The following is a 16,244-nucleotide window of genomic DNA, read 5'->3' as shown; positions in this document are numbered from 1 at the left end:
CCTTTTAATTTACTGAGTTTAGTGATACGAGTTGATAGTTTACTGTAGTTTTTCCGTTCTCCCACTCTAACTTTTGTATAATCGCACTACCAATTCTTTCTTCATTTGATTTATATAAAGGTAATATTTCTTGAACTGCAAATAAATGATAACCATTCAAGTTTAATTGAAATATGTTTTCTTCCATATGTAATCTTACTTCTTTTTCATTTGAAACTATTTTTGTGTGCATCTCAAATTTCATAATAGATACAACCCCTTCTTATAATCTCTACATTTTAATAGTATAGTGGCTATGCAAGATTGACAAGTACATACACGGCAAAGTACACACTTTTCTGTTGCTATATGTTTTATGTTTTTATTAAAATTACGGTATGTGAAATTTAATGCTATACAAAAATAAAAATGTCTATTTAGACATTTTTATTTTTGCATATAATCTTTCATTACATAATATAAAATCGTTATTAAAACGCTCGCTACGAAAAATGAAAAAACCACCACAATATACCCATCTTTATTTAATAGAAAACATAAGGAAATAGATACGATAAAAATCGGAAATACGAGACGAACTTTATCCTTTACTTCTTCTGTCGTATCTGTATGATGAAAAAACTGAGTAATCCCTATCATTAATGATGACAAGATAATAACCGACAATAATAAAGGTCCTGGCATTCCGATTTCTCCTTTCTCTATTTCTAATTCCATGTAAACATTCACTATCATTTAAACCATCTGTTTTCAAGAAATTTTTTACATTTTACACATTTATAATAGCGCTTTTGCCATAATAATTTCAAATAATATCACTTACACTAATAATGTATTATTCATCTTCAATATTCAAAATCCTGCAAAGATAACTCGGCAAAATATGCGTTGAATAAAGTGAAGCATGAATTAATAGGTATGAACAAAACTTCCACTGCCTATCGCTCGTACCTATCAAACTTTTAACAGCCATTCTCTTCTACCTAACTTTCTCGTATGCGTCGAATTTCAAGGTGTGGGCCTTCTTATCCACAAATAGCGGAATAAAATAACACTTACCGTCAACTTTAGACAAAATTTATACAGGACATTTCAATACGTATCAAGAATTAAGAATAAGAAGATATATAAGGGAGGATGAATCATGACTGAAAACGTTTTATTTTCTGTTAGTGAAAACGGCGTTGCATCAATTACTTTAAACCGCCCAAAAGCACTTAACTCTTTATCTTATGATATGTTACAACCAATTGGGCAAAAACTTAAAGAATGGGAGAACGATGAGCGCATTGCAATTATCGTATTAAAGGGAGCCGGAACGAAAGGTTTTTGCGCAGGCGGTGACATTAAAACTCTTTACGAAGCACGTTCAAACGAAGTTGCTTTACAGCATGCAGAACGTTTTTTTGAAGAAGAGTATGAAATTGATACATATATTTATCAATATAAAAAACCGATTATCGCTTGTTTAGATGGAATTGTAATGGGTGGTGGTGTCGGACTTACAAATGGTGCGAAGTATCGTATTGTGACGGAGCGCACAAAATGGGCGATGCCTGAGATGAACATCGGCTTCTTTCCAGACGTCGGCGCCGCATATTTCTTAAATAAAGCACCTGGATATACAGGATATTACGTTGCTTTAACAGCATCTATTTTAAAAGCTTCTGACGTATTATTTATTCATGCTGCTGATTACTTTATGACGTCTGATTCATTACCAGCTTTTCTAGCCGAACTTGACAACGTAAATTGGCATACTGAAGATGTACATACTCATTTAAAAGCAGTTCTTCAAACCTTTACATCTACTCCTGACTTAGAAAGCAAACTTGCTGCTTCATTAGAGGAAATTAATACACACTTTGCCTTAGAAACGATTGAAGAAATTATCGACTCATTAGAAAAAGGAGATAGCGAATTCGCTTTACAAACGAAACAAATATTATTATCAAAATCTCCAATTTCATTAAAAGTAACTTTAAAACAACTATTAGATGGCAAAGGAAAATCTGTTGAAGAATGTTTCGCTACAGATCTTATACTTGCTAAAAATTTCATGAGACATGAAGATTTCTTCGAGGGCGTACGCTCCGTTGTCGTTGATAAAGACCAAAATCCGAAATATAAATATAAACAGGTAAGCGATGTTTCAGAAGACGACGTAAATCGTTTCTTTAACTTACTTAATGCCTAACAGTGAGGCTATATTCGTAGTGTATTCACCACTACGAATATAGCCTCTTCTTATTTAATATTTTTTAACAAAATTTAATTTTATTAAATTAAATTTTGTGCTACACTAATTTTAATCAAATATTCTAAAAATAAAGAAGGAGGACGAATATGATAGAAAATTATCTTCTTTTCATCATTATGTCTATTTGTCTAATCATTTTACCTGGACCTGATACAGCGATGGCTACGAAGAACACATTAGTTGCTGGTAAAATGGGCGGTGTTAAAACAGTATTCGGTACATGTGTTGCACTTTTGATTCATACTTTAGCTGCTGTAATTGGTCTTTCCGCACTTATTGTAAAGTCAGCTCTTTTATTTTCTATTTTCAAATATGTTGGGGCCCTTTATTTAATCTATATTGGTATTAAAGCCCTATTAGCAGTGAAAAACAAAGAAGGTGTAAATACAAATGATGTATCTATAAATAATGATAAAGAACATACTTCTTGTTTTCGCCAAGGGTTTCTTACGAATTTATTAAACCCTAAAATTGCAGTCTTCTTTTTAACTTTTTTACCACAATTTTTAAATCCAAGTCATAATACATTTATTCAGCTTCTCGTAATGGGTCTTACTTATCTCGTTTTAACAATCATTTGGTTTGCCTTTTATATATTTTTAATTGATAAAATTAGTGCTTTTATGAAGAAACCGAAGACGCAACGTTATATTCAAGGGCTAACAGGAATCGTTTTAATTGGATTTGGTATTAAACTAGCATTAGAAAAAAATAATTAATAAAGTGAAACTTTAATCAATGGGGTTTTGTTCATCCCCCGCTAATTATTAGCCTTCACCAATCGGGCGTTTACGGACTGCACAGGGCTTCCACTTAACTTTTTTGCTCTAGCCGAATTTGGAGATGGGAGTTTTACTGCTCGCTAATAGCGGGATAAATGCGAAAAACACCACTATTAATAGTGGTGTTTTTCGCATTTAACAACTAATCTAGCAGTCTACTCTTTATTAAAACCAGCGCTCCGTTACAACCTTTTTACGTGTATAGAATTGAACGCCATCTGTACCATTTGTACCTAAATCACCAAAGAAGGAAGCTTTATTTCCTGCAAATGCGAAGAATGCCATTGGTGCAGGAACATTTACGTTTACACCGATCATACCAGCATCGATGTTATCACGGAATGTTTGTGCATGCTTCCCATTTGAAGTGTAAATAACAGCACCATTCGCAAATTTAGATTGATTTGTTAATTTAATACCTTCTTCTAAATCTTTCACTCTCACAATACTTAATACTGGAGCGAAAATTTCATCTTGCCAAATTTTCATTTCTTGGTTTACGCCATCAAAGATTGTTGCTCCAACGAAGTAACCTTCTCCAACTTCTTCATTAATTTTACGACCATCTACTAATAAAGTTGCTCCATCTGCTACACCGCTATTAATATAGCCTAAAACACGCTCTTTATGCGATTCACGGATTAATGGTCCAACGTAATTATCTTCGTTGAAACCGTCACCTACTTTTAGTTTTTTCGTCTCTGCTACTAGTACGTCGATAAATTCATCAGCAATTTCATCTACTACTGCTACTACTGAACATGCCATGCAGCGCTCTCCACTACTTGCAAACGCAGATCCAATTACACCTTGTACCGTTTTTTCAAGATTGCAATCTGGCATTACAATCGCATGATTTTTCGCACCTGCTAACGCTTGTACACGTTTTCCATGTTTCGTACCTGTTTCATATACGTAACGAGCTACCGGCTCAGAACCAACGAACGAAACAGCTTGAATATCTTTATTTTCTAAAATGCTATTTACAACATCTTTTCCGCCTTGTACTAAATTTAATACCCCTTTTGGAAAACCAGCTTCATAGAATAACTCTACAAGTCGCTCTGCTAAAAGTGGCGTTCTCTCAGATGTTTTTAATACGAACGTATTACCGCAAGCAATTGCAAGTGGGAACATCCATAATGGAATCATCATTGGGAAGTTAAACGGTGTAATACCCGCAACAACTCCAATTGGATAGCGCCAGATCGATCCATCAATTCCGCTTGCGATATTAGGAAGAGCTTGTCCCATCATTAAATTTGGAGCTGATGTTGCAAGTTCTACCGCTTCAATACCACGTTGTACTTCACCTGTTGCATCTGTTAGCGTTTTACCATTTTCTAGCGTAATGATTTTTGCAAGCTCATCTTTATTTTCTTGTAATAGCTGTAAATATTTATATAGATTTCTTGAACGATTCGGAACTGGTACTTTAGACCATGTTTCAAATGCCGCTTTTGCCGCTTCAACAGCCTTTTCAACGTCTTCTTTTGGAGAAAGTGGAACGTAAGCAATGATTTTTCCAGTCGCTGGATTCGGAACCGCTTCTACTTCTGTACCAGTAGATTCTACCCACTCGCCATTAATATGATTTTTTACTCGTTTAATTTCAGTTGTAATCATTGTATTCTCTCCTTTTTATGATTTATTTTTGATTAGAAATTAATTGTTCGCTAACTTTCTTATATAAAGCAGCCATATCGTTTTCACCATATCCTGCCTCACTCGCTTCTTCATATACATTTAATAACATTTCACTTACAGGTAAGTGAAGTTCACTTTCCTTAGCTAAATCAACTGCAAAGCCTAAATCTTTTTTTAATAGATTTACAGTAAATCCTGGCTCATAGTTTTCTGCTGCAATGAAACTTTTATAATTGCGCTCATAAATTCTACTTTGACCGTAACTTACATTTAAAATATTAAACATTTTATCTAAATCCATATTACTCTTTTTCGCTAATGTTAAAGCTTCACTCACACCAGCTGTATAGAAACCAATTAATAGATTGTTAATTAATTTAACAGTCGTACCACTATCAATTTGCTCGCTTACGTGGAAAATATTTGCTCCTAACACTTCCATGATAGATTCAGTTTTATCATATACGTCTTTTGATCCACCTACCATAAACGTTAATGTACGATTTTCTGCACCAATTACCCCACCGCTAACTGGTGCGGCTAAAAAGTCTACTTTCTTTTCTTTCGCCGACTCCTCTAACTGTTTGTTTAATTGTGGAGATACAGTACTTGTATCAATAAATACGACATTCGAGTGGCTATTTTCAAATAATCCTTCTTCCCCAAAATATACTGCTTCAACAGCACGAGGTGAAGGTAAACTTGTAAAAATCACATCGCATGTCTCTGCTAATTTTGAGATTGATAAGCCGATAATTCCTCCTTCTTTTTCAAAGGAAGCTTCAGCCTCTTTATTTAAGTCCACACCATATACTGTGTAACTTGATTTAACTAAATTTTTAGACATTGGAAGGCCCATGTTACCTAAACCGATAAAACCAATCTTTTTCATATTGCTTTCCTCCTATTTACACAATATATTTCCCACGATTTATAATAGCTTTCGCAATTTCTCTCTTTTTCGTAAATACGTTCGTGTATAAAGGCACTAATAATTGACGGATTTCAGCTAACATTACGTGTCTATCTTGTTCTTCTGTGACAGCCGCTGAAAGTATAGAAATCGCCGCTTCTTCTACTTTACGATAGCCTTCCTCACAAATAACATCCGTTATCATTTGTTTTGTACGCTCTTTTTCTTCACCATTTTTATTAATTGCTTTACTCGTACGTAAAAATGCTGATTCCATGACGTACACGTCCGTCAACATATTTGATACTACACGTGAATATTCTTGCTCTTGATCAATTTTTAATCCTGGAGTTTTAGAGAGCGTTTTCAAAGATTGTTTCAACAATTTTTTCGCTAATAAAATGTAACGATGGTTTCTTTCTACAGTTGCTATATCAATTTCTACTTCAGTATCTTCTATTTGTTCGATTTGCTTCATTAACATTTTGGCAACTGTTAATCTATTAATTTCATTTGTTCCTTCAAAAATACGACTAATTCTAGCATCACGATATAATCGTTCTACTTCGTATTCTTGCATATAACCGTAACCGCCATGAATTTGTACAGCTTCATCTACGATATAAGCAAGTGTTTCAGAAGCGTTCACTTTATTCAGTGCACATTCAATTGCAAATTGGGACATTTTTTTCATAAGGTCCTCATCACTCTCATGAATTGCGTCATCAATTACACCTGCTGTACGATAAGCTGCACTTTCTGCTCCATATGTTGTAATGATCATATTTGCAATTTTCTCTTGTATCATCGTAAAGTCTACTAATTCCGTTTGGAACTGTTTTCGCTCTTTTCCATATTGAACTGACAAACCAATTGCTTGTTTTGCTGTTCCAATATTTCCAAAAGCAAGTTTTAGTCTAGCGAAGTTAAGAATATTAAGGGCTACGTGATGCCCTTTCCCAACTTCCCCTAACACATTTTCAGCAGGGATAACTACATCTTCTAAAATAAGCGTCGCTGTTGAAGAACCTTTAATCCCCATTTTCTTTTCTTCTAATCCAATAGATACACCTTCATATGTTCTTTCGACAATAAACGCTGTCATTCCTTTATTTGTCTTCGCAAAAACAACGTATACATCTGCCATATGAGCATTTGTAATCCACTGCTTCTCACCATTCAACTTCCAAGCTGTACCCTCTTCATTCAAAACTGCGCTTGTTTTTGCACTTAATGCATCAGAACCAGCATTTGGCTCAGTTAGAGCATAAGCCCCAATCCATTCTCCCGATGCGATTTTTGGTAAATATTTTTCTTTCTGTTCTTTCGTTCCGTAATATATGTAAGGCAATGTACCGACACCAGCGTGTATATTAAAAGAAACGCTAAATGCACCAGCGTAACCCATCTTCTCTGCTACAAGACCTGAGACAGCCTTTCCTAACTCGAACCCGCCATAATCTTCTGGTACCTCAATGCCTAATAATCCAAGTTCCCCAGCTTTCTCAAATAATTGACGAGAAACTTTATAGTTATGTTTTTCAATGTTTTCAATTTGTGGGACAATTTCCTGTTTAACGAATTGTTCTGTCGTTTTTGCGATTAAGTCTTCATCCCCTGAAAAATCTTCTGGTGTAAAGAAAGTATTGTTCACATCTTTATTGATTGAAAAAAATTCATCCCAAGGTAACTTCGTTTTCTCCATCTGAATCCCCCTATCATTTCGACCTTCATTGCTTTTTGCGTATGCTCGTCTACGATGAGTGGAATATCTTATTATTGAAAACAGAAGGCGATGAATTTTCACATCAAGCAGTTCATTTTGCCAAAGATGTATTCTCATCGCCCTAGTTGTTTTATCTATTGATCTTCTGATAATACTGTTTTTGCAATTCCAGTATCTAATTCTTCAAAGTCATGATATGAAATTGTCTCATATAGCTCGCTTCTCGTTTGCATATTTGAAAGTGCATCTTTTTGAGAACCAGTCTCTTTAATTAGCGTGAATACATTCTCATATGCTTTTGCAGCAACTCGAAGCGACGTTACTGGATAAATCACCATTTGGAAGCCCATATTCGCAAATTCCTCAGCACTATAATATGGTGTTTTCCCAAACTCAGTCATATTTGCTAGTAAAGGTGCATTCACTTTGCTAGTAAATAAACGGAATTCTTCTTCCGATTGAAGCGCTTCTGGGAAAATTGCGTCTGCACCTGCTTTAACATATGCATTCGCTCTTTCAATCGCAGCATCTAGTCCTTCTACACCGCGAGCATCTGTGCGTGCAACAATATATAAGCTTGGCGCAACTTCTTTAATCGCTTTAATTTTTTGAACTAATTCTTCTGTCGTAACAAGTTTCTTACCATTTAAATGTCCACATTTCTTCGGTAATTGTTGATCTTCAATTTGAACAGCCGCTACTTTTGCCTCTACCATTTCTACAGCTGTTCTCGCTACGTTTAGTACTCCACCAAATCCTGTATCAATATCAACAAGAACTGGTAAATCTGTAGCTCTAACTAGATTTCTTGCTCTTTCAGCTACTTCAGTAGATGTCACGATACCTAAATCTGGCAGACCTTTACTTGCAGTGTAAGCAGCTCCCGATAAATAAAGAGCTGAAAAACCTGTATTTTTTGCAACAAGAGCGGCCATTGCATCATGAGCACCTGGAATTTGCAAAATTTCATTTGCTTCTACTAAAGCTCGGAAGCCATTCGCAAGCTCCTCTTGTGTTGACTGTTTATTCACAACCCAAGCCATTCTAAATTCCCCCTATTATTAAATTAAGAATAGATCTACAAATTCGTTTACATTCATATTTTCTAGTTTTTCTTCATTTAAACAAACTTCATGAATTTGTTCTTGTTGCTTACTAGAATAATGACCTGCCATATTTGCAGTGAATTTTTGAACAACTTTTGGAATCGCTTCGTCTCTACGGAAACGGTGACCAAGTGGGTATTCACATTCCACGTTTTCTGTTACAGTACCATCTTTAAAATGAACTTGAACAGCGTTGGCGATTGAGCGCTTGTTCGGGTCAAGATAATCTAAACTGTACTGTTTGTTTTCAACAACAACCATCTTATTACGTAATTCATCTACACGTGGATCATTTGCTACTACATCCTCATAATCGTCCGCTACGATATCTCCTTTTAATAAACCAATTGCCGTAATGTATTGTAAACAATGATCACGATCAGCTGGGTTATTTAATGGACCTTCTTTATCGATAATACGAATTGCTGATTCATGAGTTGTAATTGTAATACGATCAATTTCATCTAATCTTTCTTTAATTTCCGGATGTAATTTCACTGCACATTCTGCAGCTGTTTGTGCATGGAATTCTGCTGGATATGATACTTTAAATAATACATTTTCCATTACATAAGACTCTAGTGGTCTAGCTAATTTTAATTCTTGTTTGTTAAATAATACATCTTGGAATCCCCATCCTGGCGCAGATAATGCTGTTGGATAACCCATTTCGCCTTTTAGAGCAGTCATTGCAAGATGAACACCGCGACTCGTCGCATCACCTGCTGCCCATGATTTACGTGATCCAGTATTTGGAGCATGTCGATATGTACGAAGACTAGAGTTATCAATCCACGCATGTGATAATGCATTAAAGATTTCTTCACGTGTTCCACCAAGCATTTTCGCAACTACTGCAGTTGTTGCTACTTTTACATATAATACGTGGTCAAGACCAACGCGGTTTAAGCTGTTTTCTAAAGCAAGTACACCTTGAATTTCATGTGCTTTAATCATCATTTCTAGTACTTCACGTACTTTTAATGGTTCTTTTCCTTCTGAAATACGAACACGGCTAATATAATCTGCAACTGCTAAAATTCCGCCTAAGTTATCAGATGGATGTCCCCATTCTGCTGCAAGCCAAGTATCGTTATAGTCTAACCAACGGATCATACATCCAATATTGAATGCACCTTTTACTGGATCTAGTACATAAGACGTTCCTGGTACACGTGTACCGTTTGGCACAACCGTTCCTGGTACAACTGGACCTAATAATTTCGTACACTCTGGATATTGCAGTGCTAAAATTCCGCATCCAAGTGTATCTAATAATACGTAGCGAGCAGTACTAAATGCTTCTGCACTAGTAACCTCTTTATTTAATACATAATCCGTAATTTCTTCTAATAATGCATCTTTTTGTTTAATTTCATTTGTTTTAATCATGCTATTCTTCCCTTTCTGTCGAAAATTCGTTATTATTAATGATGGGTGTCTGTCAAACACCCATCTGGCGGGCGGCGCTAACAACTCCCCAGTTGTTCTTATTTACTAAGTACATGTCGCTCGCCAACATAATTTACACGTGGACGGAACAAGCGATTATTTGCATGTTGCTCAATAACGTGCGCACATAGTCCTACTGTTCTAGAGCTAAAGAAGATTGGTGTGTACAGTTGAATTGGGATACCAAGCATCCAATATACAGGTGCTGCATAATAATCAAGATTCGGATAAATGCCTTTTTCCTTCTCCATGATTTTCTCTCCAGCTTCACACATTTCATATAGTGTATAATCACCTTTTACATCACATAGCTGTTTTAAAGCTTCCTTCATCATAAGTGCTCTTGGATCCATTTTCTTCATATAAACACGGTGTCCAAAGCCCATAATTTTTTCTTTGTTATATAGTTTTTTCTGTAATAACTCTTCAAACTTCTCAACATTGCCAGCCTCTAAAAGCATGTACATAACAGCTTCATTCGCACCGCCGTGTAAGCTACCTTTTAAAGATGCAACCGCACCTGTTAGAGCACCGTATAAATCTGATTGTGTTGACGCAATTACACGCGCTGTAAATGTAGAGTTTGGCATTTCATGTTCACTATATAAAACAAGGGAACGATCAAAGATCTTCTCCTCAAGTTCAGTCGGTTTCTTACCAGTTAACATATAGAAGAAATTCGCACTATATGACAATTCCTGAAGAGGCTCAATTGGCTCCTCATTATTTAAAATATGATAGCTATTTGCTACAATATTTGGTACTTTACTTAAAAGCTTATAACCTCGATCTTTGTTTACTTCTAACGAGCGATTTTCAATATCATTATCATAACCAGCTAATGCAGACACACCTGTACGCAAGCCATCCATAGGATGCGTTTCTTTAGGCAACGCCTTTAGAACGTTGAATACCCCTTCTGGCACTGCATATTCTTCTTTTAATTTCTTTTCAAGTGTTTCTTTTTCATCCTCATTCGGTAGATGTTCTTCTAATAAAAGGTGCACAATGTCTAAATACTCTTTTGTTTTTGAGAGTTCGATTAAATCATACCCTTGAATTACAATTTCACCTTTTACTGTGTCAAGAAACGAGATTTTCGTCTCCGCTGCTACTACACCATCTAATCCCGGGGAAAATTTTTCTTCAGCTTTCATTATTATTTCCTCCAATCCTAATAGATCTTCGTGCACATAACTGTAAGCCTTTACAATGCTTTAGAACTACATTTCTATTTCAATGTATCAGAGTTTTTAGAAGATTTCAATTTATTTTATAATGATAAGTTTCCTATACTTTTATTGATGTAACAATACAATTTTTTGAAAATAATTTTCATATTTTTCAAAGAAAGGACAGACTTCTTTACACTTCTTTTTAAAACAAAATATAAAGATAATTCATATAATCCCATCAAACATATCTTTTTTCCGAATTTTATTACAAAATAGAAAAAACGAGCTGCACACATGTACAGCTCGTTTCTATATGATATTTATTTCACTATCCTCTAAATATAATTCTTATATAAAACTTATTCATTTTTAATAAAGTTATTATTTTACATAATTAAATTAAATTTCTTCTGTTTCTTTATGATAACTTACAACTAAATCATAGTTTTGAAAGTACCAAAGATCATCAAAATCTACAAAAATAGAATACCATCTTTCTTCACTGACACTATTTCCCCATCTGGTTTCTCAGAAACAATCCCTAAAGAATATCCGGGCTGAATTGAACTGTTTCCACCATATCTTATGACAAATCGAATACATTCATTGCGATTGATTCGTAATTCTTCTTTAAACCATTTTACAGCTTCGTTTTCAACGATAATATTCAATTTTATCCCTCTCGGCTTAATTCTTTTTCACTTAACTTTTGTCTTACAAACATACCAAAAACAAGTAAAGCTATTACAGCTGAAACAGAGCTTGCTGTAAATAAAATACGATAGCCAAACATTTGTGACACAAATCCAAGTAAAATTGCACCTAATCCGATACCTAAATCAAAAGCTGTAAAAAACGAAGCGTTAGCAACTCCTCTTTTACTAGGATCAACAATTGTAAGCATCGCCGCTTGTAAAGCTGGCTGTGCTGAGCCAAATCCCACACCGTATAATGTCGCTGCAATAATGATGCCCGTCAAACCATTTGCCATCGTTAATACAACTATAGCTAAAATAGTAATACATAGTGCTGGAAGTATGATGAATACTTCTCCATATTTATCTAATAATTTACCTGAAATCGGTCTTACAATTGTTAATGCAATTGCATATACAAGAAAGAACGTCCCAGGATTCACATTAATTGAAGAAGCGAATAACGGTAAAAACGTTGTAATGCCACCATATGCAAATGATAAAAAGAAAACAACAACCGTAATTGATAAAACGGATTTTTCAAATAGTTGAATTTTCCCTTTTTCCTTTTGTGGCTTGAATGGCATTTTCGTTATTAACGATAATATAACTGCCATGAAAGATAAAAGAGTTGCTAAAAGGAATAGACCATGAAATGAATAATATTGTACTACCCATAATCCAATCATCGGTCCGATTGCCATTGCAATTGTCATAGCCATCCCGTACCAGCCCATACCTTCTCCACGGCGTGAATCTGGAATAATATCAGTTATCGCAGTTCCAACAGCTGTTGTAGAAACGGCCCATGTCACTCCGTGAATAACGCGTAAAACTGCTAAAAGGACTATAGTCGATGCTAAATTATAGGAATACATCGTTAGCCCAAAAAGGATGAGTCCGAAAATAATAAAAGACCTTCTACCATATTGATCTAACATACCTCCAATAATCGGTCGTATTACAACAGCAGCTATTGTAAACATTCCCATCATCAATCCAACTTGTGATTCATTTCCACCAATCTCTTTAATGAATAGAGGAAGCGTTGGAACAAGTAAATAAAACCCTGTAAATAAAAATAACATCGCGAAAGACATTTGAATAAATGACGTCGTCCATAATCGTTCCATAAAAACACCTCCATAAACACATGAAATTTACGATTAACACTCCCATTGTACATTTTCTCTGTCTCTTTTCCCTCAGCAAAAAGACGTATCTTTTCATATTAAATAGTCCACTCTCAGCATTGATTGGTCGTACGACTTTGTACGTATGCTTTAACCAAAAGTCCTATGTATTTGTACCTTTATACGTGTTAAGAGAATATACTAATTTATTATCTCAACTTAGGAGTGATTATTTTTATGTGGGTATTATCAAGAGTAACTGCCGTGGTTCCTTCAACTCCCGGAATACATGTGCCCGCCGTCCATACAGCTAGCTCTGATGTTGGCATTGAACTTCCCGCAACTTGGCAACAATATCAAGTTCCCGGTCAAGTTACTCCCTCATTTTGGCATCACGGTACACACCCAAGTAGCACTACCTTTTATAACCCCAGTTATGTTCCATTACCCCCGACTCAAGTCTTTTATCATTTTCCATCCATTTATTTTCAAAATTTCTATGGTACGTTTAACATTTAAATAGCATCATTGCATAGCTCCTATATTTACTTCCAATCCCTTTTCAACATAAAAAAGTCGAATTCCTTATGTAAGAAATTCGACTTTTTTAATTGCTTTTTATTAACTTTTCTTATTGACCAGTATTAGCAGGGACTTCTCCTGCATTCCCCCCATTATTCGGTGGAGTTGTCACTGGTGGGGTTGGATTCCCTTGACCTCCCCCGTTATTCGGCGGTGTTGTGTTCCCGCCTCCTCCGTTATTCGGCGGCGTTGTGTTCCCGCCCCCTCCGTTATTCGGCGGCGTTGTGTTCCCGCCTCCTCCGTTGTTCGGCGGCGTTGTGTTCCCGCCTCCTCCGTTGTTTGGAGGCGTTGTATTTCCTTGACCATTTCCATTATTTTGTTCATTTTCTTTCTTCTGTTCTTGTTGCTTCTTAAGGTCATCTTGTTTCTTTTGTTCTTCTTGTTGCTTCTTAAGGTCATCTTGTTTCTTTTGTTCTTCTTGTTTCTTTAATTCTTCCTGTTTCTTTTGTTCTTCTTGCTTTTTCTCTTCTTCAGTTTTTTGCTGCTGATCTTGTTTCGGCTGTTCAGTTGTATTCGGTACGCTCGTATTTGGTGAAGAATCACGTTTCTCACCTTTTATACGTAATTCATTACCTTCTTTCACAACACTACTTGGCATCTTAAATTGTGATTTATCAGTAGCCATCTCGTTCATCATTTCTTTAAAGATCAACTGTGCAATTTTCGTATTTTTACTACTAATATAATCGTCTTTACTATCTTTCATATAACCAGTCCATACTGCCATCGTATACTGCGGTGTATATCCTGCAAACCAGCTATCACGAGTCGCACTGTCTGGTAATTTATATTGCGCTGCTTTTTCCGAAGAATAGTTCGTTGTTCCTGTTTTACCAGCTACATCTAAAGAACTTATATTAGCAGCTGTACCAGTACCAGATGTTACGACGGAACGAAGCATATCTGTAATCATATAAGCTGTATAATCTTCCATCACTCGTTTTGACTTTTGCTCAAAACTTTTCGATTTACCATCTGGATAAACCACTTTTTTAACAAAATGCGGCTTCGTATATTTACCGTCATTACCAAATGCAGCATACGCACCTGCCATTTCAGTTGGCGATACTTCATTTGTACCAATCGCTGTTGATTCTGTCGGTGGTGCATTAAAAGTAATACCTAACTTTTCAGAGAAAGCTTTTGATTTATTTATTCCTACTTCTTTTGCAGTTTTGATAGCTGGAACATTACGTGATAATTTTAATGCTTCACGCATTGTAATTTGTCCTAAATACCCTCTATCTGAGTTTCTGACATCTTGACCACCAGTATACTTAAATGGCGAGTCATCGACTTGATGATAAGTAGCCCATTTTAAATATTCAATTGCAGGAGCATAATCAAAGATTGGTTTCATTGTTGAGCCTGCTGAGCGATCTAATTCAGTTGCCATATTATGCCCTTTAAATACAGCCTTATTTTCACCACGCCCACTACCTATAGCACGTACTTCACCTGTTTTCGTATCCATAAATGTGAAAGCACCTTGGAATTTCTCATTTGGATAATCAATAATATTTGTATTTAAAATATTATCAGCCAATGTTTGTGCCTTTTTGTCTAATGTTGTATAAATTTCTAAACCGTCAGAACCAATATTAGCATCAGGTAATTCTTTTTCAACTTCTTTCACAACTGCATCCATAAATGCAGGATGTGGCATCGCTTGTAATTCAGCTGCCTTTTGAACACCTTTGTCCACTGGTACTTTCGACGCTTCTTCCATTTCTGCTTTTGTAATATAACCATGTCGATTCATTAACTTTAGTACAACATTTCTTCTTTCTGTTGCCTTTTGAATATTTTGTGGTTTCGATGGGTCGTAATTATTTGGTGCTTTCGGTAAACCTGCAAGCATCGCAACTTCTGGTAATGTTAAGTCTTTTAATTCTTTATTATAGTAGTTTTGTGCTGCTGTTGCGATTCCATATGAGCGGTTTCCTAAATTAATTTTGTTTAAGTACATCTCTAATATTTCATGTTTTGAATACTGTTGTTCTAGCTTATAAGCTAAATACACTTCTTGCGCCTTACGCTTTGGTGTTTTATCCATTGATAAGAAGTAGTTTTTAATAACTTGCTGCGTTATTGTACTTCCGCCTTGCGAACCGTAATCTCCTTTTAAACTAACTAAAACTGCACGAGCAGTACCTTTGAAATCCACACCACTATGCTCATAAAAACGTGCATCTTCCGCAGCTAAAAAAGCATTTTCTACTAATTTAGGAATTTGATCATACGTAACGTTGGTTCGCTTTTCTTTTCCGTATTCATATATCAAATTTCCATCTTTATCATAAATTTTTGAGGATAACGGATTAACAAGTTTTGCTTTTTCAAGTTTAGGTGCATCCTTTATCATTACAAAAAAGGTAGCAACCCCCGCCACTAAACCTACAATACCAAGTAATAAACAACTAATTAAAAACTTACGGAAAAATGATGTTTTACCCTTTGGTTTTTGTTTTTTAGAAGCTGGCTGATTTTTCTTTTTAACTTGTCGTCGCTCCTCTCGAGAACGATAATTTTCTGACATGTTACTTTCTCCTGCCTTTCAATTCTCCCGTTGATTTACTAAAAATATTGAGGCCACCTTCCCAAATATCTTTACATTTAGAAAGTGTGTTCATCGGAAGCATTCAATATTTTCCTAATTCACAGATTATAAATTTTAGATACTTTTAAACAAATTATTTTTTTACCTCTATTCCTTCAAATAAAGCTGCCTCATTACGCATAAAATGGAAGAGATAAAATTTTAATACCTCGT

Annotated in this window: 13 protein-coding genes and 1 pseudogene; 3 read left to right on the top strand and 11 right to left on the bottom strand. The window is 35.4% G+C overall.

Annotated elements, in window-relative coordinates:
* Positions 1 to 4 precede the first annotated feature (4 nt).
* Together ACS2MN_RS02175 and ACS2MN_RS02170 are read right to left on the bottom strand one after the other, a co-directional pair.
* The gene (locus ACS2MN_RS02175) at positions 5 to 244 is read right to left on the bottom strand and encodes a DUF2584 domain-containing protein (protein WP_000667358.1); all 240 of its coding nucleotides are present in this window, start codon (positions 242 to 244) and stop codon (positions 5 to 7) included.
* Between the two features lie 182 nt (positions 245 to 426).
* Positions 427 to 684, bottom strand: coding sequence for a hypothetical protein (locus ACS2MN_RS02170; protein WP_002093761.1), 258 nt, complete (start codon positions 682 to 684; stop codon positions 427 to 429).
* 460 nt (positions 685 to 1,144) lie between these two features.
* On the opposite strand from ACS2MN_RS02170, the gene ACS2MN_RS02165 reads away from it, so the two are divergent.
* Together ACS2MN_RS02165 and ACS2MN_RS02160 are read left to right on the top strand one after the other, a co-directional pair.
* Positions 1,145 to 2,197, top strand: a complete 1,053-nt coding sequence (locus ACS2MN_RS02165) for an enoyl-CoA hydratase/isomerase family protein (protein WP_097861117.1) — start codon at positions 1,145 to 1,147, stop codon at positions 2,195 to 2,197.
* A 149-nt stretch (positions 2,198 to 2,346) separates the two neighbouring features.
* Positions 2,347 to 2,979, top strand: a complete 633-nt coding sequence (locus ACS2MN_RS02160; protein ID WP_000572351.1) for a LysE family translocator — start codon at positions 2,347 to 2,349, stop codon at positions 2,977 to 2,979.
* Between the two features lie 228 nt (positions 2,980 to 3,207).
* Here the strand turns inward: ACS2MN_RS02160 and ACS2MN_RS02155 are convergent, their stop codons facing one another.
* The 8 genes and pseudogenes from ACS2MN_RS02155 to ACS2MN_RS02120 all read right to left on the bottom strand — a co-directional run bounded on the left by ACS2MN_RS02155 (position 3,208) and on the right by ACS2MN_RS02120 (position 12,889).
* Complete coding sequence (locus tag ACS2MN_RS02155; protein ID WP_000633339.1) at positions 3,208 to 4,668, bottom strand: CoA-acylating methylmalonate-semialdehyde dehydrogenase; 1,461 nt, start codon at positions 4,666 to 4,668, stop codon at positions 3,208 to 3,210.
* A gap of 22 nt (positions 4,669 to 4,690) precedes the next feature.
* Positions 4,691 to 5,581 (bottom strand): NAD(P)-dependent oxidoreductase, encoded by an 891-nt coding sequence (locus tag ACS2MN_RS02150; RefSeq protein ID WP_346994231.1) that lies wholly within the window; start codon positions 5,579 to 5,581, stop codon positions 4,691 to 4,693.
* 16 nt (positions 5,582 to 5,597) lie between these two features.
* Complete coding sequence (locus ACS2MN_RS02145; protein ID WP_346994232.1) at positions 5,598 to 7,307, bottom strand: acyl-CoA dehydrogenase family protein; 1,710 nt, start codon at positions 7,305 to 7,307, stop codon at positions 5,598 to 5,600.
* A gap of 155 nt (positions 7,308 to 7,462) precedes the next feature.
* Positions 7,463 to 8,371, bottom strand: a complete 909-nt coding sequence (gene prpB / locus ACS2MN_RS02140; protein WP_346994233.1) for a methylisocitrate lyase — start codon at positions 8,369 to 8,371, stop codon at positions 7,463 to 7,465.
* 18 nt (positions 8,372 to 8,389) lie between these two features.
* A complete protein-coding gene (gene prpD, locus ACS2MN_RS02135) occupies positions 8,390 to 9,826 on the bottom strand; it encodes a 2-methylcitrate dehydratase (protein WP_000598143.1) in 1,437 nt (478 codons plus the stop codon).
* A gap of 98 nt (positions 9,827 to 9,924) precedes the next feature.
* A complete protein-coding gene (gene mmgD, locus ACS2MN_RS02130; protein WP_000642649.1) occupies positions 9,925 to 11,043 on the bottom strand; it encodes a citrate synthase in 1,119 nt (372 codons plus the stop codon).
* 417 nt (positions 11,044 to 11,460) lie between these two features.
* Positions 11,461 to 11,732 (bottom strand): annotated as a pseudogene (locus tag ACS2MN_RS02125) (HesB/YadR/YfhF family protein).
* A gap of 2 nt (positions 11,733 to 11,734) precedes the next feature.
* Entirely contained in the window at positions 11,735 to 12,889 is a 1,155-nt protein-coding gene (locus ACS2MN_RS02120) for an MFS transporter (protein WP_346994234.1), read from the bottom strand.
* Positions 12,890 to 13,126: 237 nt separating this feature from the next.
* Here ACS2MN_RS02120 and ACS2MN_RS02115 point away from each other — a divergent pair, with 237 nt between their 5' ends.
* On the top strand, positions 13,127 to 13,408 hold the full coding sequence (locus tag ACS2MN_RS02115; RefSeq protein ID WP_000270098.1) for a hypothetical protein: 282 nt from the start codon (positions 13,127 to 13,129) through the stop codon (positions 13,406 to 13,408).
* A 112-nt stretch (positions 13,409 to 13,520) separates the two neighbouring features.
* On the opposite strand, the gene ACS2MN_RS02110 is transcribed toward ACS2MN_RS02115, so the two are convergent.
* On the bottom strand, positions 13,521 to 16,010 hold the full coding sequence (locus tag ACS2MN_RS02110; protein WP_346994235.1) for a transglycosylase domain-containing protein: 2,490 nt from the start codon (positions 16,008 to 16,010) through the stop codon (positions 13,521 to 13,523).
* Positions 16,011 to 16,244 lie beyond the last annotated feature (234 nt).

It is taken from the genome of Bacillus cereus group sp. BceL062 (assembly GCF_051780025.1).
GTDB classification, from domain to species: Bacteria; Bacillota; Bacilli; order Bacillales; family Bacillaceae_G; genus Bacillus_A; species Bacillus_A toyonensis.
The sequence above is the reverse complement of the archived record's forward strand: the minus strand, read 5'-3'. Positions and strand labels throughout refer to the sequence as shown.